The sequence below is a fragment of the Pseudosulfitobacter pseudonitzschiae genome, assembly GCF_002222635.1.
In the GTDB taxonomy this organism is placed as follows: Bacteria; Pseudomonadota; Alphaproteobacteria; order Rhodobacterales; family Rhodobacteraceae; genus Pseudosulfitobacter; species Pseudosulfitobacter pseudonitzschiae_A.
Map to the genome: position 1 here is coordinate 2,119,562 of NZ_CP022415.1, position 25,301 is coordinate 2,144,862.

Sequence of the window (25,301 nt, forward strand, 5' to 3'; positions counted from 1 at the left end):
TAGGCAAATCGCCTTTCAATCCAACGGTACAATGGAACATCTGCCAAAAGGATATGATATGGCCCGAGATACCGCAAACTCACTGCGCATGCACATCGACTCTGCAACCTATACAAACCAGAACGCTGTGCTGGACGAACTTGTTACTTTTGCCAATCTTGGCGAGGACGACCGCAAGGCCATTACCGCACGGGCGGCAGGTTGGGTGCGCCAGATCCGCGCCGCCGCCGATCCCGGTCTGATGGAAAGCTTTCTGGCGGAATACGGCCTTAGCACCGATGAGGGCATTGCCCTGATGTGTCTGGCCGAAGCGCTGTTGCGCGTGCCCGATGCCGATACCATCGACGCCCTGATCGAAGACAAGATTGCCCCCTCGGACTGGGGCACACACCTTGGCAAATCGACATCAAGCCTTGTCAATGCGTCAACATGGGCGCTGATGCTGACTGGCCGCGTGCTGGACACCCGCCGCCCCAGCCCGGTGCGCCAACTGCGCGGCGCGATCAAGCGTCTAGGCGAGCCTGTGATCCGCACCGCCGTAGGCCGCGCCATGAAGGAAATGGGCCGTCAGTTCGTACTGGGCGAAAACATCACTTCAGCGATGAAGCGCGCCGCTGGCATGGAAAAAAAGGGCTATACCTATTCCTACGACATGCTGGGTGAAGCTGCGCGTACCGAAGCTGATGCAAAACGCTATCACCTAAGCTATTCGCGCGCGATCTCCGCCATTGCCACCGCCTGTAATCAGGGTGACATCCGCAAAAACCCCGGCATCTCGGTGAAGCTAAGCGCACTGCATCCGCGCTATGAGGTGGCCCATGAAGAGGCGGTGATGAACGACCTGCTGCCGCGCCTGCGCAGCCTTGCGCTACTGGCGAAATCTGCGGGCATGGGCTTGAACATTGACGCGGAAGAGGCTGACCGACTGTCGCTGTCGCTTGAGTTGATCGACCGTGTTCTGGCTGAACCCGCGCTCAAGGGCTGGGACGGACTGGGCGTGGTGGTTCAGGCCTATGGACCCCGCGCAGGCCGCGTCATCGACACGCTGTATGACATGGCGCAAACCCACGACCGCCGCATCATGGTGCGCCTTGTCAAAGGTGCCTATTGGGACACCGAGATCAAAAAAGCTCAGGTTGAGGGCATCGACGGCTTTCCCGTTTACAGTCAAAAGGCCGCGACGGATGTGTCCTATATCGCCAATGCCCGCCGTTTGCTGGGCATGACCGACCGGATCTATCCGCAGTTCGCCACGCACAACGCCCACACCGTGGCCGCTGTGCTGCGCATGGGGGCTAATCCTGATACTTTCGAGTTCCAGCGCCTGCACGGCATGGGCGAGGCCCTGCACAACATCGTTATGGCCGATGCCGGCAGCAACTGCCGGATTTACGCCCCCGTGGGCGCACACCGCGACCTGCTGGCCTATCTGGTGCGGCGTTTGTTGGAAAACGGGGCCAACTCGTCCTTCGTCAACCAGATTGTCGACGAAGATGTATCGCCAGAAGAGGTCGCAAGCGATCCTTTCGAGGCATTGCCCTTCCCCGGCCCGAAGATACTGCGCGGCACCGAATTGTTTCAGCCCGAGCGCCCGAATTCCAAGGGTTTCGATCTGGCACATGCGCCCACCCTTGCCGCCATCGACGCCGCCCGCGACCCGCTACGCCGCACCATATGGAACGCCAAGCCGCTGCTGGCCACGGATGTATCCGCAGGCGCGGTACACAATGTGACCAACCCGGCCGACCCGTCGGATGTGGTTGGCACCGTCCAGCCCGCAACTCCCGACGATGTGACCGCAGCCTTCGATGCTGCGCAAATTTGGGACGCCACGACGTCCGAGCGGGCGGTTATCCTGAACAAGGCCGCAGATGCGCTTGAGGCACAGTTTGCGCCGCTCTTTGTGCTGCTGGCGCGCGAGGCGGGCAAGACCCTGCCCGACTGCGTGGCGGAACTGCGCGAAGCAGTAGATTTCCTACGGTACTACGCAGCACAAGCGCCGTTCGAGGCCAAACCCGCAGGCACCTATGTTTGCATCAGCCCGTGGAATTTTCCGCTGGCTATCTTCACCGGACAGGTTGCTGCCGCGCTGGCGGCAGGAAACGCTGTGCTGGCCAAACCGGCCGAGCAGACACCGCTGATTGCGCATCTGGCGGTCACGCTGATGCACGAGGCAGGCGTGCCTGCCCACGCCCTGCAACTGCTGCCCGGCGGCGGCGATATCGGTGCGGCACTCACCTCGGACGCGCGTGTCGGTGGCGTGGCCTTCACCGGCTCGACGGCTACGGCACTGAAAATCCGCAGCAACCTTGCCCAACATGCCGCCCCCGGAACACCGCTGATCGCGGAAACCGGCGGATTGAACGCGATGATCGTGGACAGCACGGCGCTGCCTGAACAGGCCGTCACCGCCATCATCGAAAGCGCGTTCCAGTCGGTCGGCCAGCGCTGCTCGGCCCTGCGCTGTCTCTACGTCCAAGAAGACATCGCTCCGGCCTTTATCACCATGCTGACCGGCGCCATGGACGCACTGGTATTGGGAGCACCGTGGGATCTCAGCACTGATGTCGGACCCGTCATCGACGAGACCGCACGCCAAGGCATCGCCGACCACATCGCCACAGCGCGCGCCGAAGGCCGCTTGCTACACGCCCTGCCCACGCCTCAGACGGGCACATATATTGCTCCCACCCTGATCAGCGTGAACGGCATCGAAGACATGACACGCGAGATCTTTGGCCCGGTGCTGCATATCGCCACCTTCAAATCCGGCCACATGCACCGGATTTTGCAGGACATCAACGCTACGGGCTATGGGCTGACCTTTGGCCTGCACACCCGCATTGATGACCGCGTACAGTTCGTGTCGGATCGGATACTGGCGGGCAACGTCTACGTGAACCGCAACCAGATCGGTGCGATCGTCGGCAGCCAGCCCTTTGGCGGCACGGGCCTCAGCGGCACGGGCCCAAAGGCGGGCGGCCCCGACTATCTGCTGCGCTTCTCGGCTTCGGGTGAAGCACATGCGTTGGACGACTGGGACAGCGACGCGCCCCAGCCACTGCCCGCACTGCGTGTGCAGCCATCCGAAAAAGTGTCGGAACATACGATGCCCGGACCCACCGGTGAAACCAACCGGCTAAGTACATGGGCAGGCGCACCGGTTCTGTGTGCCGGTCCCGGCCCCAAGACAGTGCAGGCTCAAGTAAAAGCCGTCGAGGCACTTGGTGGCCGTGCGCTGGAGGCAACCGGCGCCATTGATCCGAACGCGCTGACCGTCGGGCCCGCCTATTGCGGCGTTCTGTGGTGGGGTAACGCCGAGACCGCAGCAGAGTTGAATCGCACGCTGGCGGCGCGTGGCGGGGCGATCATCCCCCTGATCACCCAGCAACCGGACGTGGGCCATGTGCTCTGGGAACGCCACCTGTGCGTGGACACCACGGCAGCGGGCGGCAACGCGGCGCTTTTGGGCGAAGTGTCCAAGAACCCTGCGCCCTAGGCGGCTTGACTGCCCCCGAAACCCCGAACCGCGCCGTCTTGCAAACAGACGGCGCGGGGAACAGATCCAGATTAATCCGATCGGGCCAATGTACATCAGCCCACGCGGCCGGTTTGCACGCATCGGCGCACGTCCACTCCATCGGAAAAAACGCAGATCCTGCCCCTTCATCTTGCCAGTTAAACTCCGGGGGAGGCCAAAGGCCGGGGGCAGAGCCCCCGAATCCTTCGACCACTTATTGACCCCGCCTGCGTTTCAGACCAGCTTGCGTCCATGTTACCCATTCGCGATCATAACCCGTCAGGGCGCACGCCATTTGTTACCTACGGGTTAATGGCCGCGAACATCCTGATTTTCCTTGGCTATGTGGGACTGTTTTCAGACGCCCGCGCGATCAATGCGTTCTATATCGAATGGGCCTTTATTCCTGCACGGATCAGCGCAGGCGAAGGCTATTACACGCTGGTGTCGTCCATGTTCCTGCATGGCGGATGGATGCATCTGGCAGGTAACATGTTGTTTTTATACATCTTCGGTGACAACATCGAAGATGAGATGGGCCATCTGCGCTATCTGGGATTCTACCTGTTGTGCGGCGTTGTAGCGACGCTTGTGCAATATGCTTTCGCACCATTCTCAGGCGTGCCCACTGTCGGAGCGTCTGGTGCGATTGCGGGCGTAATGGGGGGGTATCTGTTGCTCTTTCCCAAGGCCAAGGTCGATATTCTGATCATCCTCGTCGTGTTTTTCCGCATCTTCCCGATCCCTGCATGGGTGATGCTGATGGTGTGGTTCGGGATGCAGTTCATCGGTGGCCTTGGCGCGAATCCGGATGCGGGCGGCGTTGCCTATTGGGCGCATACAGGCGGGTTTGCGGCAGGTTTGGTCTTTGGCATTCCGCTGTGGCTACAACGCGGCGGGACCGGGTTTTGGGCGCGCACCGACGGCCATCCGCCCCACCCCGAAGCGCAATATGAACGCTCGCGTATTCCGAAGGTGCGTAGATGACCGCGCAGCGGGTCGATGCCCATTGTCACTGTGGCGCCGTGCACATCCGCGCCACCCTGCCACAGGGGTTGAACGATGTGGCGCGTTGCGATTGTTCGTTCTGCCGAAGACGCGGTGCGGCGGCGGTCACGGCGATAGCGGCAGAGACCGAAGTGATAAAGGGCGCGGACAACCTGACGCTTTACAGTTTTGGCACGCATACAGCGCAGCATTATTTCTGCAAGACCTGCGGCATCTATACCCACCACCAGCGGCGGTCGGACCCGACCCAATGTGGCGTCAATCTGGGATGTATCGACGGGGTAAACCCGCGCGACCATGACCCTGTCCGCTGGACAGACGGGGTGAACCACGTCTCGGACAAATAGAGGCTCTGCCCCCGGCGCTGCGCGCCTCCCCCGGAGTTTACCCGGCAAGATGAATCTACGTGCCCCTCAGCCGCGGATGATTTTGGCGAAATTCGAGAACAGGGGTTCGTTGGCGCAGACCACGTTGCCGCTGTCCAGCAGATCGGTGCTGGGGTCCAGCGGCTCAAGCAGGGCACCGGCCTCGCGGGCAATAATGACGCCTGCGGCCATGTCCCACGGCTTCAGGCGACGTTCCCAGAAACCGTCGTAACGGCCCGCAGCCACATAGGCCAGATCAAGTGCGGCAGCGCCCCAGCGCCGGACACCGGCACAAGCGGGCAGCAACCGGCCCAGATCTTTCAGGGTGTCGGGCAGATCGGCACGCCCTGCAAAGGGCAGGCCGGTGGCAAAGATCGCTTCAATCATATGGCTGCGCCCCGACACACGCATGCGGCTGTCGTTCATCCAAGAACCGGCGCCTTTTTCGGCAAAGAACATTTCATCCTTGGCGGGGTCAAAGACCACACCGGCCACGACCTGACCCTTGTGTTCCAACGCGATCGACACGGCCCAGTGCGGCAGGCCATGCAAGAAATTGGTGGTGCCGTCCAGCGGGTCGACGATCCAGCGGCGGGTGGGGTCTGTGCCCTCTTCCTCGGCGCTTTCCTCGGCGCACCAGCCGTATGTCGGGCGCGCGCCCATCAGTTCGTCTTTGAGAATTTTCTCGGCGGCGATGTCGGCGCGACTGACGAAATCGCCCGCCCCTTTCATCGACACCTGCAGCTGCTCGACCTCGCGGAAGTCCTTGACCAGCGAACGGCCCGCCTTGCGCGCGGCTTTGATCATGATGTTGAGGTTTGCACTGCCAACCATTTTGGACTCTCCTAGAGGGATCAGGCCGCGCGTATACGCGTCCCGTGACAGGATGCCAAGGGCCGTTGCGCAGGTCTGTCTTGTTGCCGAACGTCGTGGCGTCACGGCTTGCACCCATACGATCTGCAGTCCACGCTGCGCGCATTCAATGGGAGAGAGACCAATGACCGAGCAGATGCAACGCATTACACTTGCCAGCCGCCCCGACGGCGCGCCGACGGCTGACAACTTCAAGATGGAAAGCGGCCCCGTGCCTACGCCCGGCGAGGGCGAGGTATTGGTGCGGGTCCACTATATGTCACTTGACCCCTACATGCGTGGCCGCATGGATGATGCCAAATCCTATGCAGCGCCTGTGCCCATTGGTGGCACGATGGAAGGCGGTGCAGTGGGCGAAGTGATCGCGTCGAATTCGGATGCGTTCGAACCGGGCGACTTCGCGTTCGGGATGTTCGGTTGGGCCACCCACGGGGTGCAACCGGCCAAGATGCTGCGCAAGGTCGATCCGGCACACGGACCGATCACTGCAAGCCTGGGCGTTCTGGGGATGCCCGGTTTTACCGGCTATCATGGTCTGACGGAAATCGGCCGCCCGAAATCGGGTGAAACGCTGGTTGTCGCGGCGGCCACCGGCCCTGTCGGGTCGATGGTAGGCCAGGTCGCCAAGAGCCTCGGGCTGCGCACTGTGGGCATCGCGGGCGGCGCTGAAAAGTGCAAAATGGCTGTCGAAACCTTCGGCTTTGACGCCTGTCTGGATCACCGCGCCTATGACGACGCGAAATCCTTGCGCGAGACGCTAAAACAGGAATGCCCCAAGGGTATCGACATTTATTTTGAAAACGTCGGTGGCAAGGTGCTGGAAGCGGTGATGCCGATGATGAATCCGCACGGGCGTATCCCGATCTGCGGCATGATCGCATGGTACAATGCGGGCGGTTTGGGTGACGGGGCCAATGCGCCGCTGACAGCGCCCAAGCTGTGGCGGACAATTCTGGTCAATTTCCTGTCGGTGCAAGGTTTTATCATCTCGAACCATTGGGACAAGTTCCCTGCGTTCCTGTCCGAGATCGGACCGAAAGTCGCAAGCGGCGAGATCAAGGTAGTCGAGGATATCGCCGAAGGACTGGATAAAGCACCCGAAGCCTTCATCGGTCTGTTGCAAGGCAAGAACATGGGCAAGCAGATCGTCAAGGTGGCCTGAGCCAAATGGGGGGCGGTTCGGGCCGCCCCTGCTTTCACGCCTTTTGCAGTTTGCGTGCTTCGGTGCGGGCCAGCGTGATCAACCGTTCCATATAGGGTTTACCGCGTTCATCACTGCGCACGGCGGCATAAAGACGGCGGGTCAGCCCCTTGGACGTCAGCGGGCGCGTCACATAGTCGGATGAATATTTGACCTCGCGCACCACCCAGTCGGGCAATACTGCAACGCCACGATTTGACGCCACCAGCAGCAGGATCACTGCCGTCAACTCTGCCTGCCGCACGGCTGCGGGTTCGACACGCGCAGGACTCAAAAGCTGGCTGAACACGTCCAGTCGGCTGCGCTCGACCGGATAGGTGATCAGGGTCTGATCACGGAAATCCTCGGCGTCGATAAAGGGCTTTTCCGCCAGCGGATTATCCTTGGAGGCCACAAAAACAGGTGCGTAATCAAACAGTTCAAGAAACTCGACCCCTGCCAGTTCCTCGGGGTCGGAGGACACAACAAGATCAACTTCTTCTTTAAGCAATGCAGGCAGCGCCTCGAACGCCAGACCGGGGCGGATATCGACATCGACATCGGGCCAATCCTTGCGAAAGCGTTCCAGCACCGGAAACAGCCACTCGAAACAAGCATGACATTCGATGGCGATGTGCATACGGCCTGAACGTCCGTCACGCAGGCCGCTGAATTCATCCTGCATCGCTTGCACTTGCGGCAAAATCTGCTCGGCCAACCGCAACAACCGCAATCCTGCCGCCGACAGTTTCATCGGTTTGGACCGGCGCACGAACAGCTCGACACCCGCCTGATCCTCTAAGCCTTTGATTTGATGAGATAATGCGGATTGGGTAATGTGCAATTGCTCGGCGGCCTTGGCCAGCCCTCCGGCTTCGTGAATGGCTTTGATCGTACGCAGGTGGCGGAATTCGATATGCATATGAAGCTCATGTTAATGATGAGAGTTATGAATTTGTCTCATATCCAAAAACATGCGACAAGATGAAAACACAGATGCCCTGTAAGGAATAACACAATGACCGCGCTTTCGTTCGAAGTCTTCCCGCCCAAGTCCATCGACGCAGGTTTTCGTCTGTGGGACACAGTACAGGCGCTGACGCCGCTTGAGCCGCGGTTTTTCTCGGTCACTTATGGTGCGGGTGGCAGCACGCAAGATCTGACACACGAGGCGGCACAGACACTGCGCCGGTCCTCTGGTCTGCCGGTAGCGGCGCACCTGACCTGCGTGGGCGCGACCCGTGGCAAGGTTTTGCAAACGGCGGACAAATTCGCCGATGCGGGCATTACCGACATCGTTGCCCTGCGCGGTGATCCGGTGGATGGCACTGGTTTCCAGCAAGTCGAAGGTGGCTTTGCCAACAGCATCGAACTGGTCGAGGCACTGGCTGATACAGGTCGGTTTACCATCCGCGTCGGCGCCTACCCCGAAAGCCACGCAGATGCTGCCGATACTGCTCAGAACATCGCTTGGCTGAAGGCCAAGATCGACGCAGGCGCTTCCGAGGCGATCACCCAGTTCTTTTTCGAAGCTGAAACTTTCCTGCGGTTTCGCGATGCCTGCGTCAAAGCGGGCATCACCGCGCCGATCGTGCCGGGCATCCTGCCGGTGGGCAACTGGAAGACCATTCAGAGATTTGCAGCACAATGCGGTGCCGATGTTCCGGTGACGCTTGGCCAAGGGTTTGAAAACGCAGCGCGTGATGGCAACGCCGATCTGTTCGCCCTCGCGCATTGCACCGAAATGTGCGACGCGCTGCGCACCGAGGGTGTGGATGCGCTGCATTTCTATACGCTGAACCGCCCCGACCTGACCCGCGAAGCCTGCCGTGCTTTGGGCCTGATCCCTGCGACAGCGATGCGCAACGTCGCGTAAGGCTTGGCAATCAGGGGCCGTGTTTCTAGCGTCCGGTCAACCAACCGGAGACAGGACATGCCCCACATAGCCCAGCGGCCAGAAGATCTTTTGAGCCTTGATGACCTGAAACAGCTTTCGGGGCTTGAATTTATCCAAAGTATTCTTGACGGCAGCCTGCCGGGTCCGCCCATCGGAAACACCCTGAACTATACTATGCACGCTGCCGAAAAGGGCCGCGTGGTGTTTCGGGGTGCGCCTGAATTCAGCGCGGCGAACCCGTTGGGCACCGTTCACGGCGGCTGGTACGGTACCTTGCTGGACAGCGCGATGGCGTGTGCTGTGCAAACCTGCATCCCGCGCGGCTCTATTTACACGACGCTGGAATTCAAGATTAACATCACCCGCGCGATCCCCTTAGGCATGATGATCGACTGTATCGGCACTGTCGATCATGTGGGCCGATCCACAGGTGTGTCCAAGGGCGAAATTCACGGCGTCGAAGATGGAAAACTTTATGCGACTGGATCAACCACTTGCATCATCATGAGCGCGGGCTGACGCGCACGCTTCAATTCGCTGGTGCGCGGTAAAACCAATCTGACCACCACGAGCGCGCGGGCGCGCGAGCGGCCTCGGCCACGCTGGGGTGCACGCGCTCGGACGGGTCCATGCCGACCGTGCGTACGCGCCGCATGACGAACATCCCGCCAAAGCCCCGCCAAGTCCCGACCGAAGGCGCGAGCGCATCCTGCGGGAACCGCCCAGCCCACCCCTGCGGCAGCGGCAGCCCACAGCTTTCGGCCATTTGCAGCAACCAGACCAACGAGATATTCGACAAGGGTCGCGCCGCGTTAAAGCCCCCCAGATGGCCGCCGACATCACCGTGGGTGCCACGAAACCACATCTGTTCCAGGTGTCCGGGCCAGTCGCCTTCGGTTTCCCACATGACCGGCGCATAGGCCATGCGCGTCTCATTGCGGGCCAAGGCGTGAAAGCCGTGCTTCACATGCGGGCCAAGCTGGTGGTTGTGAAACGAATGTTGCGGCGCACTTAGCCGCCACAACACCGGCACGTTAAAGCCCAGCGATTTCACCGTGTCCCAGACGCCGATCATCTCGATCGGAACCTCTGCGTGGCAATGCAAGCGGGCAAAGGCGTGAGACGCGTCGCTGGTCCCGCCTGCTTCATAATGACGGTAGACCTCGCGAATGTTGCGCTCGGTCGCGTGCTCGGCCTTGAGCAGGCCGATAAAGCCCACGATCCCCGCCAGCGAGCGCACCGCATAGGCGCCGCGCGAATACCCCATCAGATAAATCTTGTCACCGGGCCGGTAGCGCGATGCCAGATAGCCATAGGCGCGGCGAATTTGCCGGTTAATCCCGCGCCCCAGAATCACATCGCCCGCGTTGCGCCAATTCGACCATTGCAGACCGGATTCGTAATAGACCGACACCTCGGCGCCCATTTCGCGCAGCAGCTTGTAAGTCAGGCCCGCGTTGGTTTCGAAGTCGGGCATAAGGGTGGACATCGTGCCATCAAGAATGATGACATGAATCGTGGGCCCGCGTGTACGCGGCGGCGTGGACGGCGTGCCCGACCCAAAACGGTCGCGCAGCCATCCGACGACCGTCTTATTCAGCCGCGATAGGCGCATCCTGTAGCATTTCCCATACTTTCATCGGCGTGAATGGCATATCTGCCTGTCGCACACCGCGTTCCCACAGCGCATCCTGCACCGCGTTCGACACTGCCGCCAGCGCGCCGACGGTCCCGGCCTCGCCACAGCCTTTCATGCCCATGATATTCGCCGTTGAGGGCACCGGTTCCGAGGTAAAGCTGATCCACGGCACATCATACGCTCGGGGCATCGCATAATCCATGAAGGACGCAGACAACAGCTGGCCGTCTTCGTCATAGACCACGTGTTCGGTGATCGCCTGACCGATCCCTTGGGCCACGCCGCCGTGTACCTGCCCTTCCGCCAGCATCGGATTGATCAGATTACCGAAGTCATCCACTACCGTGTAGCTGTCAACAGTGGTCACGCCGGTGTCAGGGTCGATCACAACCTCGGCCACATGCGCGCCGTTGGGAAAGCTGCGCGCGGGCAATGACGCACGGGCCTCGTGGGTCAGCAAATCGTCCCGTTCGACCCCGCGGGCCAGTGCAGCAACCTCAAGCATTGTCGGGGTCAGGTTACTGCCCTCGGCGCGAAAGCGTTCATCGTCAAAGCTGATGTCGGCCGCATCAACGCCCATTTCGCCCGCGAGGAAATCCTTAAAGCTGGACATGATCACATCGACAGTTGCCAGCGTCGCGTTGTTTTGCGTGGTCACAGACCGCGACCCGCCAGTGCCGCCGCCCTTTTTGATCAGGTCACTGTCACCCTGAATGACAGTAATCAAATCGTGCGGAATACCCGTCTGATCGCTGAGGAATTTGGCATAGACGGTTTCATGCCCCTGCCCGTTGCTTTGTGTACCGACATAGATCGACACTGTTCCATCCTCGTTAAAGGTGACCTTGGCCCCTTCCGAAGGATCGCCCAGAATACTTTCGATATAGTAACAGGTGCCGCGCCCGCGCAGCAGACCACGTTCGGCATCTGCCGCCTTGCGCACGGCAAAGCCTGCGTCGTCGGCTTCAAGTACTGCGCGGTCCAGCACTTTGTTGAAATCACCCACGTCGTAGGTTTCCCCTGTAGCGGTCTTGTAAGGAAACTGGCCGGGTTTGATAAAGTTTCGCCGGCGTAAATCCCACGGATCAACGCCCAACTCGCGCGCGGCACGGTCCATGACGCGCTCCAGCACATAGATTGCCTCGGGGCGGCCCGCGCCGCGATAGGCGTCCACTTGGGTGGTGTTGGTGAAATAGCCTTCGACCTGCAACCACGTGGTCTGAACGTCGTAAACGCCCATCAGAACCCGCGAAAACAGTTGTGTCTGAATGGGTTGGCCAAACTGGCTGTTATAGGCACCAAGGTTGCACCGGGTGCGCACACGATATGCAGTGATCTTGTGATCCGCATCAAAGGCCAGCTCGGCCACCGACACCAGATCACGCCCACCGTTGTCGCTCATCATTGCCTCGCCGCGATCGGACATCCAGCGCACGGGGCGGTTCAGGGTGCGTGTGGCATGGGCCAGAACGAACGGCTCGGGATAGCCCATCGCCTTCATGCCAAAGCCGCCGCCCACATCGGGGTTGGTCACGCGGATCTGTTCTGCATCCACCTGAAGCGCGTCAGCCAGCTGGTCCTTATGTGCCCAGACGCCCTGCGCGTTGATAGCGACGTGAATGCGGTCGCCTTCCATTTCAGCATAGCAGCCACGCGGCTCCATCGAATTTACGATGATACGGTTGTCCCCGATTTCAAGGCTGACGGTCTTGGCAGCGGCGTCAAAAGCCGCCTGTGTGGCGGCCTCGTCGCCCATGCCCCAATCGAACGCGCGGTTGTCCGGTGCCTCGGCGTGCAGGGTCTCTCCGCCCGGTGTCAGGTCCATCTTGGCGGGCAGCTCGTCATAATCCAGAACGATCAATTCGGCGGCATCACGGGCCTGTTCATATTTGTCGGCAAAGATCACCGCGATCGGTTCACCCACATAACGCAGCTTGCCGGTGGCAAGGATAGGACGTTTGGGTGCGGCGCCTTTTGTCTTGTCACGGTTTTCGACGGTGGTCGCGACCATGCCGGTGTTCATACCTGCCGCTTCAAGATCGTCATAGGTCAGGACCAAATGCACGCCTACGGCCTGTTTGGCCTCGCTCACATCCAGTTCGGTGATGGTGCCGTGCGCGACGGGTGAACGCAGTACGAAGGCGTGCAATGCACCCTCGGGTGCGATATCGTCCACATAGCGCCCCGCGCCAGTGAGAAAGCGCACATCCTCGACCCGCACAGTCGACTGACTTTTCCCGAATTTATCCATGAGCATCCCCTATTCGCATGACTTGCGTTGCTGCGGAGATTAGTCGCGCAGGCTGCATTGTCCAGAGATGGTCTGGCAAACGCAGCGTTGGTGTTAAGACATGCGGGTTTTGAGGGCGCTGTGACCCTACGTGGTTATGAATGCTTTTCCTTTCTTTATGGCTTTGCTAAGCCCTGCAGGCCACCCACCCCCTGCCGGAGACAGCCCATGCCCTTGGAAAAATCATTCAACGCCCCCGAGGCCGAAGCGCGGCTGTATTCCGCTTGGGAAGAGGCCGGATGCTTCGTCGCAGGCGCCAACGCCAAGCCGGGCGCTTCATCCTATGCGATCATGATCCCGCCGCCCAACGTCACCGGCGTGCTGCACATGGGCCATGCATTCAACAACACGCTACAAGATATTCTGGTGCGCTGGCACCGGATGCGCGGCTTTGACACGCTGTGGCAGCCCGGCACCGACCACGCGGGCATCGCCACGCAAATGGTGGTAGAGCGCCGTCTGGCCGAGACGAAACAGCCCGGTCGTATTGAATTGGGCCGCGAGGCGTTTCTGGAGAAGGTCTGGGAATGGAAGGCTGAATCCGGCGGCACCATCGCGGGCCAGTTGCGCCGTCTGGGCGCGTCCTGCGACTGGTCGCGCGAGGCGTTCACCATGTCGGGCGCACCAAACGCACCGGCGGGCGAAGAGGGCAATTTCCACGATGCGGTGATCAAGGTCTTTGTCGATATGTTCAACAAGGGGTTGATTTATCGCGGCAAACGGCTGGTCAACTGGGACCCGCATTTCGAAACGGCGATTTCCGATCTGGAAGTCGAGAATATCGAAACACCGGGGCAGATGTGGCACTTTAAATACCCGCTGGCGGGCGGTGCCACCTATACCTACATCGAAAAAGACGAAGACGGGGCTGTCGTGCTGGAAGAAGAGCGCGACTATATCGCGATTGCCACCACGCGCCCCGAAACCATGCTGGGTGACGGAGCTGTCGCGGTTCATCCATCGGATGAGCGTTACGCGCCCATCGTTGGCCAGCTTTGTGAAATTCCCGTTGGCCCGAAAGAGCATCGCCGCCTGATCCCGATCATCACCGATGAATACCCCGACAAGGATTTCGGCTCGGGTGCGGTTAAGATCACCGGTGCGCATGATTTCAACGACTATCAAGTCGCCAAGCGCGGCGGCATCCCGATGTACAACCTGATGGACACGCGCGGTGCCATGCGCGCCGATGGCCGCCCCTATGCCGAAGAGGCCGCGATTGCGCAGGCCATTGCCAACGGCGAGCGCGACTTTGACGAGGTGATGATCGCCGCGATGAACCTTGTGCCGGAAGAATACCGCGGCCTTGACCGGTTCGACGCCCGTGCGCGCGTGGTCGACGACATCACCCGCGAAGGGCTGGCCGTGATGCATATGGTCCCCGTGACCGATGCCGAAGGCAACGAAAGCGTCGAAGCAGTGCCCTACGTCGAGCAGAAGCCGATCATGCAGCCCTATGGCGACCGGTCCAAAGTGGTGATCGAGCCGCTGCTGACCGACCAATGGTTTGTGGACACCGACAAGATCGTCGGCCCCGCACTGGACGCCGTGCGCAGTGGCGATGTGAAGATTATCCCCGAGAGCGGTGAGAAGGTCTATTTCAACTGGCTTGAAAACATCGAGCCGTGGTGCATTTCGCGCCAGCTGTGGTGGGGGCATCAGATCCCGGTCTGGTACGGCTTTGACCTGCACGCCTTCGGCTTTTCCGATGATGAAGGCGACGGCGTGCTGGATATGGTCGAAGTGGGCCGCCTGCTGTCGGCGCAATCCCTGCGCGACCGTGCCGACCGGCACATTTGCGGCGCGGATATTGACGCGGTCCATGTGGAATTCACGGCATCACTGGCCGAACTGCCGACGCCGCTGGGCCATGCCCGCGTGATCGAAGTTGCCGACCGCGACACCGCGCTGCACCAGTTCACCGCGGCCTTGGCCGAATATGCCACCACGCAAGACCCCACAACGCTAATCTATCCGGTCTGGCGCGACCCCGACGTGCTGGACACTTGGTTCTCGTCCGGTCTGTGGCCGATTGGCACGCTGGGCTGGCCCGAAGACACCGGCGCGCTCAAACGCTATTTCCCGACATCAGACCTGATCACCGGTCAGGATATCCTGTTCTTCTGGGTCGCCCGCATGATGATGATGCAACTGGCCGTCGTCGGGCAAAAGCCGTTCTCGACCGTCTATCTGCATGGCCTCGTGCGCGACGCCAAGGGCAAGAAAATGTCGAAATCGACCGGCAACGTGATCGACCCGCTGGACCTGATCGACGAATGCGGCGCAGACGCCCTGCGCTTTACCAATGCGTCGATGGCCAGCCTCGGCGGTGCGCTGAAACTGGACACCAAACGGATCGAAGGCTACCGCAACTTCGTCACCAAACTTTGGAACGCCGCCACCTATGGCGAATTCAAGGGCACGTTCGCGCTGCCCCATTCCGACGCGGTGCCGCAGACCAAACTGCCGCTGAACACATGGATCAAGGGCGAAATCGCCAAGACGCTGGAGGCGGTGAATGCGGCACTTGAAACCTACCGGTTCAATGACGCGGCCAACACGCTTTACAGTTTCGTCTGGAACACCTTCTGCTCGCAATACCTTGAGTTCACCAAACCGGTGCTCGATGGCGAAGACGCGGCAGCAGCAGCCGAGACCAAGGCGACCTATGCTTGGGCGCTTGACCAGATTTTGATCCTGTTGCACCCGATCATGCCCTTTGTCACCGAAGAGCTGTGGAGCGCCAAGGCGCGGCCCAAGATGCTGGTCCACACCGACTGGCCCACCTACACTGCTGCCGATCTGGTCGACGCCAAGGCCGACGCTGATCTGACGTGGACCGTGGCGATCATTGAGGCGATCCGCTCGGCGCGTGCACAGATGAACGTGCCTGCCGGTGCCTTTGTGCCGTTGGTGGTCAAGCACATGGACGACACCACCCGCCGCGTCTGGTCCGAAAACGAGGCGCTGATCACCCGCTTTGCCCGCGTCGAGGCGCTAAACGAAGTGGCCGAGATGCCCAAGGGCACCGTGGCGCTGGCCATATCTGGCGGCAGCTTTGGACTGCCACTGGCCGATGTGATTGACGTGGCTGCAGAAAAGGCGCGTCTGGACAAGACATTGGGCAAACTCGCCAAAGAGTTGGGCGGCCTGCGTGGCCGTCTGAACAATCCCAAGTTCGCCGACAGTGCTCCCGACGAGATCATTGCCGAAACCCGCGCCAACCTTGCCCTGCGCGAGGCTGAAGAGGCCAAGCTGAAAGACGCGCTGGCACGTCTGTCCGAACTGGACTGACCGACGGCACACCCGGCCCCTGCCCCATGCGGTTTGCGATGCAATTCCGCATGGGGCAAACCCGTGGCCATTTCGAAACAGTGACCTGAACACCGGCGCGCGCGGGCGATGTGGCTTTCAAAGGTGACGGACGCGCGGGACATTGGCAGAACTCCTTTTGGCCGACACCTCGCGCCAAAGCTGCCGCGACATCCCCAAAGACGTGGGGACACGCAATCGTCCTGCATTCGGTTTAAGACCTCTTTTCAACGCAGCAGGCGCACAGTATTCCTGCGCCTATGACACATGCACGCCTTACCCCGCTCGCCCAATCCCTGCCTGCCTCGGTCCCATTTGTGGGCCCCGAAACCCAAGAACGCGCCCGTGGGGCAGCATTTGTTGCACGGTTGGGGGCCAATGAAAACGTCTTTGGCGCATCGCCGATGGCACGCGCTGCGATGTGCGAGGCAGACGCATGGATGTACGGCGACCCAGAATCGCATGATCTGATTGCGGCACTGTCCGTACATCTGCGCACCGATCCCGCGCATATCATGGTGGGCGAAGGCATCGACGGATTGCTGGGTTATCTGGTGCGGCTGTGCGTTGGTCGGGGCGACGCTGTGGTTACATCAGACGGAGCCTATCCGACTTTTAACTATCACGTCGCCGGTTTTGGCGGTGTGCTGCATAAAGTGCCCTATAAAGACGATCACGAAGACCCGATGGCCCTGTTCACCAAGGCCGCCGAGGTGGACGCTAAGCTGGTTTACCTTGCCAACCCCGACAACCCGATGGGCAGTTGGCACGACGGCGATACGCTGATCCGCGCCTTGGGCGCACTGCCCGATGGCTGTTTGTTGGTGTTGGACGAGGCCTATATCGATTGCGCCCCTCCGGGCACTGCGCCCGACCTGCCCTTTGACGATCCCCGACTGGTACGGATGCGCACCTTTTCCAAGGCTTACGGGCTGGCGGGGGCGCGTGTGGGCTATGCACTGGGTCATCCTGATCTGATTACCGCCTTTCACAAGGTCCGCAACCATTTTGGCATGAACCGCGCGGCACAGGCCGGCGCGCTGGCAGCGTTGCACGACGATGCACATCTGGCCCACGTGCTGGACCAGATCGACACCGCCCGCCGTCGCATCTCGGAAATCGCTCTGGACAACGGATTGGCCCCGCTGCCGTCGGCTGCGAATTTTGTGACAGTTGATTGCGGCCGCGACGGTGCCTTTGCCAAGGCGGTGCTGGACGGGCTGATTGCGCGGGGCGTTTTTGTGCGGATGCCATTCGCAGTGCCGCAAAACCGCTGCATCCGCATCAGTTGCGGGACACCTGAAAACCTTGATGCTTTTGCGGCAGCATTGCCGGACGCACTGGCAGAGGCAGCACAGCAGGGATGACATTGTTCCCCGCTGCGCACTTTGCCAAGCCGCTGTAATGTCTGCACGCGGCGGGGTAACCTGACAGAAAAGCTACTCGATCCGCAATTCAGCGCTATAGTAACAGGCACATCCACCGGATACGCCTGCCATGAAAGACGAACAAAAACCATCCGCCCCCAATTACACCAACGCCTGTATCGTGATGTTCGGCGTCAATCTGTCATGGGTGTTTCTGCTGCTCTGGGCGCTGTGGGGCCTGCTGGCGGTTGCAGCCTTGGGTTGGTCTCTGAACCGCTGGATGACGTGGCTTGAGGCCCGCAGGACGCGGGCCTGTCAGCCGTTTACCCCCCAGCGATAACACCCGAGGCCGCTTCCAGCGCACCGGATCCGTGTGGCAGATCCAGCGCCTTGAGCCCCGCGTCGATGCCGCCCAGCATCCCCATGACCATATGCCCGCTGACGTGGCCCATATGCCCCAGACGGAAATACCCGTGCCACGCGGGGTCGCTTGTCTCGGCCATGCCCAGACCGATGCCCAGCGTCAGGCCAAGGTTCTGTTCCGTCCAGTCGCGCAAGGCCGTCGCGTGTGGTGCGCCGATGCCAATGGCCGTAACCGAATGACCGCGCTGCACCGGATCGGACACGTTCATCTTCATCGGGCCATTGCTGCCCCACGCCTCGACTGCAGCCCAGACCGCACGGGCCAGCAGGTGATGGCGCCGCCACACGTTCTCAATGCCCTCATCGTGGATCATGTCCAGCGCGGCACGCAGACCGTACAAATGGTGCGTCGGCGCGGTGCCGTTCCAATACTCGAAAAAGGCAGTCGGATTCGCCCGTGGTGTCCAGTCCCAATAGCGGCTGACACGATCCATGCGCGTGCGTGCTTCGGCGGCTTTGTCGCTGAAGAACACAAAACACATGCCCGGCGGCACCATCATCCCCTTTTGTGAACCGGCGATCACCACATCCACGCCCCATGCGTCCATCTCGAACGGATCACAGCCCAGCGATGCCATGCAGTCGGCCATCAGCAGCGCGGGGTGGTCCAGATCGTCCAGAACCGCACGCAATGCGGCAATGTCGTTCTTGAACGACGTGGAGGTATCCACATGCACAGCCAGCACAGCCTTGATTTCATGTGATTTATCTGCCGACAGCCGCTCAGCTACACGCATCGGATCAATCGCCGATGATTTTCCGAAATCAATCACTTCCGCATCAATGCCAAGCCCTGTCGCCACATCGGCCCAACCCAACCCGAAGCGGCCCGTTGCAGGCACCAGCACCTTTTCACCCGCCATCACCGTATTGCTCAGGCAGGCCTCCCATGTGGCGTGACCGTTGCCGATATACATCGCCACATGACCCTTGGTTCGCGCAACACGTCGCAGGTCCGGCACGATACCTTCAACCATCTCGATCAACGCACCGTGATAGATGTTGGGTGCAGATCTGTGCATGGCACGCAGCACCGCGTCGGGCATCACGGAAGGGCCGGGAATGGCAAGGTAATCGCGGCCAAAAGCTGCAAGCGGATGCTGAGGCATAAGGGGGCTCCTGAGGATTGTTCGCGCGCACACTACGCCAGCGGCGCGCGGCGTCAATCGCCCATGCGCAGCTTGGACGCTTGCACGGGGCTTGATCGCCAAGTACACCGAAGGTCAATTAAAACCACGAGGACCGCAGCTCAGTGCCGCGTGTGATACAAACATCGTGACAACACCCCCCGAAAAGACCCCGCCGCAGGCCAGCGCAGTGGTTGCAACGGCTGCCCCCGCGACCGCACCTGTCAACTATGCCTCAAGCCATCTGATGGCGTGGCTTTGGCGAACCTATCTGAAAAAGCACATCCCTCTGCTGTCAGTGGCGGTGCTGTTCATGATTCTGGAAGGGTCGATGCTGGGCGCACTGTCGTGGATGATGCAACCGATGTTCGACACCGTGTTCGTGCAGGGCAACGGCGAAATGCTGGTCTGGGTCGGCGTGCTGCTGGTAGGTATCTTTGTGATACGGGCGATGTCGTCGGTGGTGCAAAAGGTGTTGCTGACCCGCATTGCGCAAAAAACGGCCGCAGCGCTGCGTATCGACCTTTTGGACCACATGATGAAGCTGGACGGTGCGTTCCACCAGTCACACCCCCCCGGCTTCCTGATCCAGCGCGTGCAACAGGACGTGAACGCCGTAGGAGACGTCTGGCGGGCGATTATCACCGGCGCGGGGCGTGATTTCATCGGGCTGATCGTGCTGATCGGTGTCGCCATCAGCGTCGATCCGATCTGGGCACTGCTGGCTTGCGTCGGCACACCGTTGCTAGTGTTGCCCGCAGCGATGGCGCAACGCTATGTGCGCCGTCATGCACGCAATGCGCGTGATCTGGGGGCCAACCTTTCTACCCGTCTGGACGAAGTGTTTCACGGCATCGTACAAATCAAGCTGAACGCGCTGGAAGACTATCAATCGGGCCAATACCGCGGCCTGACCGACCGCTTTGTGCGCACCGAAGTGCGCACAGCCTTTGGCGGTGCGGCGATCCCTGCGATGATCGACATCATGTCGGGCGTCGGCTTCATGGCCGTGATCCTCTATGGCGGGGCCGAGATCATTGCCGGTGAAAAGACCATCGGTCAGTTCATGACCTTCTTCACCGCGATGGGCTTTGCCTTTGACCCGCTGCGCCGTCTGGGCGCGATGAGCGGTCTGTGGCAGGTCGCCGCCGCCTCTATCGAACGGATCAAGGAACTACTGGACGCACCGGTGAACCTGAAATCGGCCAAATCGCCCAAGCCTGTGCCGACCGGCACGCCCGAGATTGCGCTGGAGAACGTCACACTTTCCTATGGAGACACAACGGTACTGCGCGATCTTAGTCTAAAGGCTGCGCCGGGCAAAACGACGGCGTTGGTTGGCGCATCGGGTGCTGGAAAATCCACCATCTTCAACCTGCTGACCCGTCTGGTTGATCCGCAAAACGGTGTGGTCAAAATCGGCGGCGTGCCAGCGTCCGAGATGAAGCTGCACGAATTGCGCAGCCTGTTTTCGGTTGTCACCCAAGAGGCTCTCTTGTTTGACGAGTCCCTGCGCGAGAACATCCTGCTGGGCCGCACGGACGTGTCTGATGCCCGCCTGAAAGAAGTGCTGGACGCGGCCCATGTTTCCGACTTTTTGGACAAAATGCCCCGTGGTCTGGATACGCATGTGGGGCCGCGCGGCTCTGCCCTGTCGGGTGGTCAGCGCCAACGTGTCGTGATTGCGCGCGCCTTGTTGCGCGACACGCCGATCCTGCTGCTGGACGAGGCCACCTCGGCGCTTGATGCGCAGTCAGAACATGTGGTGCAAGAGGCGCTGGACCGTCTGGCAGCGGGCCGTACCACCATCGTGATCGCCCACCGTCTGTCCACCATTCGCGGGGCCGACAAGATTATCGTGATGGATCGCGGCAAGGTTATTGACGAAGGCACCCATGAAGAATTGCTGCAACGCGGTGGCATCTACGCCGACCTCTACCGCTTGCAATTCCAAGACGGTAAAACCGTAATAGACGTGACCGGATCGCGCCGCCCGGCGCCGCGCATTGACAGTCCATCAAACCCGCGCCCCGGCCTGTTGACCCGCGTCCGCGAACGGTTGTTCGGCTAAAAACTGTCTTGAAGCAGGGCCGATGATTGCTTTACCCCGTCTTGCCCCATTGATGTGGCCGCTTCGCTTGCTTTCACAACGACCGCTACGCTGGTGCTGGATTGGTCCAAAACCACACGCGCTCTGTCTATATGCAGAAAGCGTGGACAGGCGATTGCGTCAGGCTAGCGATCACGGCACGAACTTCGACCGCACGCACTACAAATTCTTCAAGGCCAACCGCCTGATGCGCGGCAACTTCGTGGAAATTCCACTGATCTGCTAACGGCGGTAGCTTTCCGCCAACCGCGCAGGCGACGCTCCGCAAGCATAGCGTGCCAGCGTCCACAGATTGCGCGCGCCGCGCCGTATCCAACCTTGTTGACGGTACTTGGCGGCGCTGGTCACCGCCACCGCGTCCAGGCGCACCAGCTTGCCCCGCAATGCGCGCGCCATCACCACGTCTTCCATCAGCGGTTGGTCGGCATAGCCGCCCACGGCATCGTACAATGCGCGCGGCATCAACAACCCCTGATCGCCATAGGGCAACCCCAGATGGCTGCGGAAATTGGCCCACCCCGCCACAAACCGCCCGCCGCGATCAAAGCGCAGGCAGAACCATCCCGCCCGATCATTGCTTTGCAGATGATCGACCACGACGCTGGTCCAGCCGTCCTGCAACACCGTGTCAGCGTGCAACACCAGCAACCAACTGCCCTGCGCCTCGGCAACCCCGCGCACCAACTGGCCGCCACGCGATGCGGGTCCGCTGATCACCTGCGCACCCCAAGCATCGGCCAGCGTGGTTGTATCATCCTGCGATCCGCCATCCGACACGATCAACTCGCGGATCAATCCCGCCTCCAGCCCTTCGACCAGCGCACCAAGGCATGCGGCCAGTTGCGGGGCCGCGTTCAATGTCGGGATCACGACAGATATCGGTGCGCGCACGGGACTGCCCTCTTTTTCCTGCGGTTACGACTGTTATATGTCACAAGACACCCAAAGGGAGCCACCCATGTCCGACCGCACGATCCTGCGCCTGTCCGGCGCTGACACCCGCGACTTTTTGCAAGGTCTGGTGACCAATGACATTGCCAAGCTGGATCAGGGGCTGGTCTATGCCGCACTGCTGACGCCGCAGGGCAAGTATATCGCCGATTTCTTTTTGATGGCCGATGGCGATGATGTGCTGCTGGACGCAGACGCCACGCAAGCGCCTGCGCTGATGCAGCGGCTGTCGATGTACAAGCTGCGCGCGGATGTGACGATAGCAGACAGCGGATTGCACCTGCACCGCGGCCTGGGCGAGCGCGAAGACGGCGCTCTGGCTGATCCGCGCCACGCGGCCCTTGGTTGGCGTGCCTACCGCAAAGCACCACAGGATAACGATACCGTGGACTGGACCGCCTTGCAGGTCGAACACATGGTGCCCAGCGCAGGGCGCGAGCTGCACCCCGATACGTTTATACTCGAGGCCGGGTTCGATCGGCTGAACGGCGTTGATTTCCGCAAAGGCTGTTATGTCGGCCAAGAGGTCACCGCGCGGATGAAGCACAAGACCGAATTGCGCAAGGGGCTGGCACAAGTCCACGTGGACGGCCCCGCAGAATCAGGTGCTCAGATTACTGCCGGTGGCAAACCCGTGGGCACTTTGCACAGCCGCGCGGGGGATCGTGCCATCGCCTATCTGCGCTTTGACCGCGCGGGCGGCGATATGCAAGCGGGCAATGCCACGGTGCGCAGATTGGACTAGGCATTCCACCACGCCGCAATTTCAGCGCGGACCACCCGACCTTTCAGACCTATGGCAACCAGCAGGGTTTCGGTCACGCCCTGCGCCGGCTTCAGGCTGTGCTGGCCACCCACGCAATGCACTTCAAAGCTGCGTCCGTCCGGAGCCATGACAAAGCCCTTGACCCGCATCAGCCCCTTGGGCCGTGCGTCCAGCTTTTTGATCAGCGCGGTGCGGTCCAACTGTACTCCGCCGCGATACTGCCATGCGACATAGTCGGGATGCACCTGCCCCACAGTCCTCGGTCCCTCGCCCAGTGGCGCGCCCAACAGCAGCGGCGCAACGGCTTCGATTGCAGACAGTTCAATCACCGGTACATCGCGCGGGCCAAGGCTGTCGGGCACATTGCCCTTGGTAACCAGCAGCGCGTCGGCCACATCGACCTGCGCACGCAACTGCGCGCCGATCTGCGGGTCGTGCATTAGATTGTCATAGGCCAGCGCATCCACCACCACGGCAACGCCCCCATAGCTCAGGTCCGGTTCGGCCAGTGCCACTTGGGCAATGGCGGCAGGATCTGCCACGCCGCTGGCTTCGATCACCAGATGGTCAGGGCGCGGGTTGCGGTCCAGCACGTCACCGATGGCCATGAACAAATCGCCGCCCATCGTGCAGCACACACAGCCATTGGACAGTTCGACCATGCCCTCAGATTGACGCGCAATCAGAGCGGCATCAATGTTGATGGCCCCGAAATCATTGACCATCACCAGCACGCGCTGCCCGTGGTCTTCGGCCAGCAGGCGGTTGATCAACGTGGTCTTGCCGGCACCCAGATAGCCGCCAATGACGGTCAGGGGCAGTCGGTTCATAGAAGATGCACCAAGCCGCCCATGACAGTTCCGTGCACCGGAACATCCTTGAGCGCCATCGGATCAACGGCCAGTGGATCATCGCCCAACACACAGAAATCAGCGCGTTTGCCGGGGCTTATACTGCCGATCTCGGCATCCATCCTCAGGGTATAGGCAGCGCCCATCGTGATCGCGAACAAAGCCTCGGCGACGCTGATCCGTTCGCCCTCGCCCAATGTCACGCCGGTCATGGTGCGGCGGTTCACCGCGCACCACGCAGTGAACAGCGGGGCCATCGGCGTAACGGGCGCGTCGGAATGCAAGGCCACCTTCACGCCCACATCCAGTGCGGTGCGTACCGCGTTCATACGCGCTGCGCGGTCGTGGCCAAGGGTCAGTTCGGCGTGCTGATCTCCGAAATACCAGATGTGGTTGGAAAAGATGTTGCAGCAAACGCCCAATTCGCTTGCCCGCTCGAACAGGCCGCGATCCATCATTTGACAGTGTTGCAGGACGTGGCGATGGCCCTGTCCGGGATGGGCGCGCAAGGCAGCTTCGATCGCATCCAGCGTGACAGCGGCAGCCTCGTCGCCGTTGACGTGAATATGCATCTGCACACCGCAGGCCTGCATTTCGTTAACCAGCGCATGTATCGCTTCGGGCGAGGTGTTCCAGATGCCATTGGGCTGCCCGCCCACATACCCCGGCCAGCGCACCCGCGCGGTCCAACCCTGAATTGATCCGTCAGTCATCAGCTTGACCGCGCCAAGGCGCAGCTTTTCAGTCGAGAGTTTGGCAAAGCGAGACGCCTTTTTCGCCATGCCCTTTGGGTCTTCTGTGGCGCCCAGAACCGGCACGATCCGCAGCGGGAAGTCATCCATCGCGCAGATTTTTTGCATCAGGGCCAAGTCGTCGTCTTCGAGGGTCGAAAACAGATCGGTCACCGTGGTTACGCCTGCACGACAGGCCACCTGCCCATAGGTGCGAATGCTGTCCTCGGTCTGGCTGAGGCCGCGAAAATCAATATTCAAGCGGCGCATTACGGGGAACATCGCAGCCATTTCCTGCAACTCGCCAGTGGGCTCGCCGTCGGGGCCTTTTACCACGCCCACTGCATTTGTACCTGCATCAAAGCCCGCCATCTCCAGCGCCTTGGAGTTTACACACATCAGGTGAAAATTCGAGAACATGATCGCGATGGGCCGTTCGGTACTGATCTGGTCCAGATGCTTGCGGCTGAGCCGCTCGGTGCGCAAAAAGATCGGGTCAAAACCCCAGCCCACCAGTGGTACATCGTCTTGCAAACCTTGGGCGTAGTCGGTCAACCCGTCGATCACCGCATCAATATCAGTCATTCCGCGCCACAGCTTGCCATTCGGGTCGATCCGGTCGTGATAGCCCGCATAGGCAAAACGCCACATCGCACCGGCCATCATGTGGGCGTGCCCCTCGACCAGTCCGGGCATCAACACCGCACCTGACAGAGAATCGTCATGCGTCACCGGCCCCCATTGATCGGCGCAATCCGCGTCCCCCACGGCCAGAATACGCCCGTCGCGCACCGCGACGTGGGTCGCATCGGCCAGTGCCGCATCCATCGTGATAATCTTTTTGGCTTGGAAAACAGTGATATCGGCCATGATGCCCCCTTTGTGTTGACC

Annotated in this window: 19 protein-coding genes; 11 read left to right on the forward strand and 8 right to left on the reverse strand. The window is 60.9% G+C overall.

All coding sequences use genetic code 11. The annotated features are described in order from the left end of the window. Window positions 1-58 precede the first annotated feature (58 nt). From putA to SULPSESMR1_RS10305, 3 genes are all read left to right on the forward strand, one after another. Complete coding sequence (gene putA / locus SULPSESMR1_RS10295; protein WP_089422273.1) at window positions 59-3,499, forward strand: bifunctional proline dehydrogenase/L-glutamate gamma-semialdehyde dehydrogenase PutA; 3,441 nt, start codon at window positions 59-61, stop codon at window positions 3,497-3,499. 273 nt (window positions 3,500-3,772) lie between these two features. Beyond that, window positions 3,773-4,507, forward strand: coding sequence for a rhomboid family intramembrane serine protease (locus SULPSESMR1_RS10300; RefSeq protein ID WP_089420736.1), 735 nt, complete (start codon window positions 3,773-3,775; stop codon window positions 4,505-4,507). Next, window positions 4,504-4,875 carry a GFA family protein gene (locus SULPSESMR1_RS10305; protein ID WP_089420737.1) on the forward strand — a complete coding sequence of 124 codons (372 nt, stop codon included), beginning with the start codon at window positions 4,504-4,506 and terminating at the stop codon, window positions 4,873-4,875. The genes SULPSESMR1_RS10300 and SULPSESMR1_RS10305 overlap by 4 nt, the downstream gene beginning before the upstream one ends. Before the next feature lie 66 nt (window positions 4,876-4,941). Here SULPSESMR1_RS10305 and SULPSESMR1_RS10310 read toward each other — a convergent pair whose 3' ends face one another. Continuing rightward, window positions 4,942-5,727 carry an inositol monophosphatase family protein gene (locus tag SULPSESMR1_RS10310; RefSeq protein WP_089420738.1) on the reverse strand — a complete coding sequence of 262 codons (786 nt, stop codon included), beginning with the start codon at window positions 5,725-5,727 and terminating at the stop codon, window positions 4,942-4,944. A gap of 163 nt (window positions 5,728-5,890) precedes the next feature. Between SULPSESMR1_RS10310 and SULPSESMR1_RS10315 the strand changes: the two genes are divergently transcribed. After that, window positions 5,891-6,928, forward strand: a complete 1,038-nt coding sequence (locus tag SULPSESMR1_RS10315) for an NADP-dependent oxidoreductase (protein ID WP_089420739.1) — start codon at window positions 5,891-5,893, stop codon at window positions 6,926-6,928. 34 nt (window positions 6,929-6,962) lie between these two features. On the opposite strand, the gene SULPSESMR1_RS10320 is transcribed toward SULPSESMR1_RS10315, so the two are convergent. Further along, a complete protein-coding gene (locus tag SULPSESMR1_RS10320) occupies window positions 6,963-7,868 on the reverse strand; it encodes a LysR family transcriptional regulator (RefSeq protein ID WP_089420740.1) in 906 nt (301 codons plus the stop codon). Between the two features lie 96 nt (window positions 7,869-7,964). Here SULPSESMR1_RS10320 and metF point away from each other — a divergent pair, with 96 nt between their 5' ends. Both metF and SULPSESMR1_RS10330 read left to right on the forward strand, forming a co-directional pair. Continuing rightward, the gene (gene metF, locus SULPSESMR1_RS10325) at window positions 7,965-8,822 is read left to right on the forward strand and encodes a methylenetetrahydrofolate reductase [NAD(P)H] (RefSeq protein WP_089420741.1); all 858 of its coding nucleotides are present in this window, start codon (window positions 7,965-7,967) and stop codon (window positions 8,820-8,822) included. Between the two features lie 57 nt (window positions 8,823-8,879). Then, window positions 8,880-9,362 (forward strand): PaaI family thioesterase, encoded by a 483-nt coding sequence (locus tag SULPSESMR1_RS10330; RefSeq protein ID WP_089420742.1) that lies wholly within the window; start codon window positions 8,880-8,882, stop codon window positions 9,360-9,362. Window positions 9,363-9,372: 10 nt separating this feature from the next. Here SULPSESMR1_RS10330 and SULPSESMR1_RS10335 read toward each other — a convergent pair whose 3' ends face one another. Both SULPSESMR1_RS10335 and SULPSESMR1_RS10340 read right to left on the reverse strand, forming a co-directional pair. Beyond that, complete coding sequence (locus SULPSESMR1_RS10335; RefSeq protein ID WP_089420743.1) at window positions 9,373-10,458, reverse strand: DUF2235 domain-containing protein; 1,086 nt, start codon at window positions 10,456-10,458, stop codon at window positions 9,373-9,375. Beyond that, a complete protein-coding gene (locus SULPSESMR1_RS10340) occupies window positions 10,436-12,733 on the reverse strand; it encodes a xanthine dehydrogenase family protein molybdopterin-binding subunit (RefSeq protein ID WP_089422274.1) in 2,298 nt (765 codons plus the stop codon). The genes SULPSESMR1_RS10335 and SULPSESMR1_RS10340 overlap by 23 nt, the downstream gene beginning before the upstream one ends. A gap of 207 nt (window positions 12,734-12,940) precedes the next feature. On the opposite strand from SULPSESMR1_RS10340, the gene SULPSESMR1_RS10345 reads away from it, so the two are divergent. From SULPSESMR1_RS10345 to SULPSESMR1_RS10355, 3 genes are all read left to right on the forward strand, one after another. Next, a complete protein-coding gene (locus SULPSESMR1_RS10345; protein ID WP_089420744.1) occupies window positions 12,941-16,066 on the forward strand; it encodes a valine--tRNA ligase in 3,126 nt (1,041 codons plus the stop codon). 278 nt (window positions 16,067-16,344) lie between these two features. After that, window positions 16,345-17,451: a pyridoxal phosphate-dependent aminotransferase gene (locus SULPSESMR1_RS10350; RefSeq protein ID WP_089420745.1), complete on the forward strand. Its 1,107-nt coding sequence runs from the start codon at window positions 16,345-16,347 to the stop codon at window positions 17,449-17,451. A gap of 130 nt (window positions 17,452-17,581) precedes the next feature. Continuing rightward, window positions 17,582-17,791, forward strand: a complete 210-nt coding sequence (locus SULPSESMR1_RS10355) for a hypothetical protein (protein ID WP_089420746.1) — start codon at window positions 17,582-17,584, stop codon at window positions 17,789-17,791. Here the strand turns inward: SULPSESMR1_RS10355 and SULPSESMR1_RS10360 are convergent. Then, a complete protein-coding gene (locus SULPSESMR1_RS10360) occupies window positions 17,775-18,983 on the reverse strand; it encodes a pyridoxal-phosphate-dependent aminotransferase family protein (RefSeq protein WP_089420747.1) in 1,209 nt (402 codons plus the stop codon). The two genes, SULPSESMR1_RS10355 and SULPSESMR1_RS10360, sit on opposite strands and share 17 nt — an antisense overlap. Before the next feature lie 265 nt (window positions 18,984-19,248). Here SULPSESMR1_RS10360 and SULPSESMR1_RS10365 point away from each other — a divergent pair, with 265 nt between their 5' ends. After that, window positions 19,249-21,072 carry an ABC transporter ATP-binding protein gene (locus tag SULPSESMR1_RS10365; RefSeq protein WP_089422275.1) on the forward strand — a complete coding sequence of 608 codons (1,824 nt, stop codon included), beginning with the start codon at window positions 19,249-19,251 and terminating at the stop codon, window positions 21,070-21,072. Between the two features lie 261 nt (window positions 21,073-21,333). Here SULPSESMR1_RS10365 and SULPSESMR1_RS10370 read toward each other — a convergent pair whose 3' ends face one another. Then, window positions 21,334-22,002, reverse strand: coding sequence for a TIGR04283 family arsenosugar biosynthesis glycosyltransferase (locus tag SULPSESMR1_RS10370; RefSeq protein ID WP_089420748.1), 669 nt, complete (start codon window positions 22,000-22,002; stop codon window positions 21,334-21,336). A 67-nt stretch (window positions 22,003-22,069) separates the two neighbouring features. On the opposite strand from SULPSESMR1_RS10370, the gene SULPSESMR1_RS10375 reads away from it, so the two are divergent. Further along, on the forward strand, window positions 22,070-22,807 hold the full coding sequence (locus SULPSESMR1_RS10375) for a YgfZ/GcvT domain-containing protein (RefSeq protein WP_089420749.1): 738 nt from the start codon (window positions 22,070-22,072) through the stop codon (window positions 22,805-22,807). On the opposite strand, the gene SULPSESMR1_RS10380 is transcribed toward SULPSESMR1_RS10375, so the two are convergent. Together SULPSESMR1_RS10380 and SULPSESMR1_RS10385 are read right to left on the reverse strand one after the other, a co-directional pair. Beyond that, window positions 22,804-23,658, reverse strand: coding sequence for a CobW family GTP-binding protein (locus SULPSESMR1_RS10380; protein WP_089420750.1), 855 nt, complete (start codon window positions 23,656-23,658; stop codon window positions 22,804-22,806). The two genes, SULPSESMR1_RS10375 and SULPSESMR1_RS10380, sit on opposite strands and share 4 nt — an antisense overlap. Continuing rightward, on the reverse strand, window positions 23,655-25,280 hold the full coding sequence (locus SULPSESMR1_RS10385; protein WP_089422276.1) for an amidohydrolase: 1,626 nt from the start codon (window positions 25,278-25,280) through the stop codon (window positions 23,655-23,657). Before SULPSESMR1_RS10385 ends, SULPSESMR1_RS10380 begins: the two co-directional genes overlap by 4 nt. Window positions 25,281-25,301 lie beyond the last annotated feature (21 nt).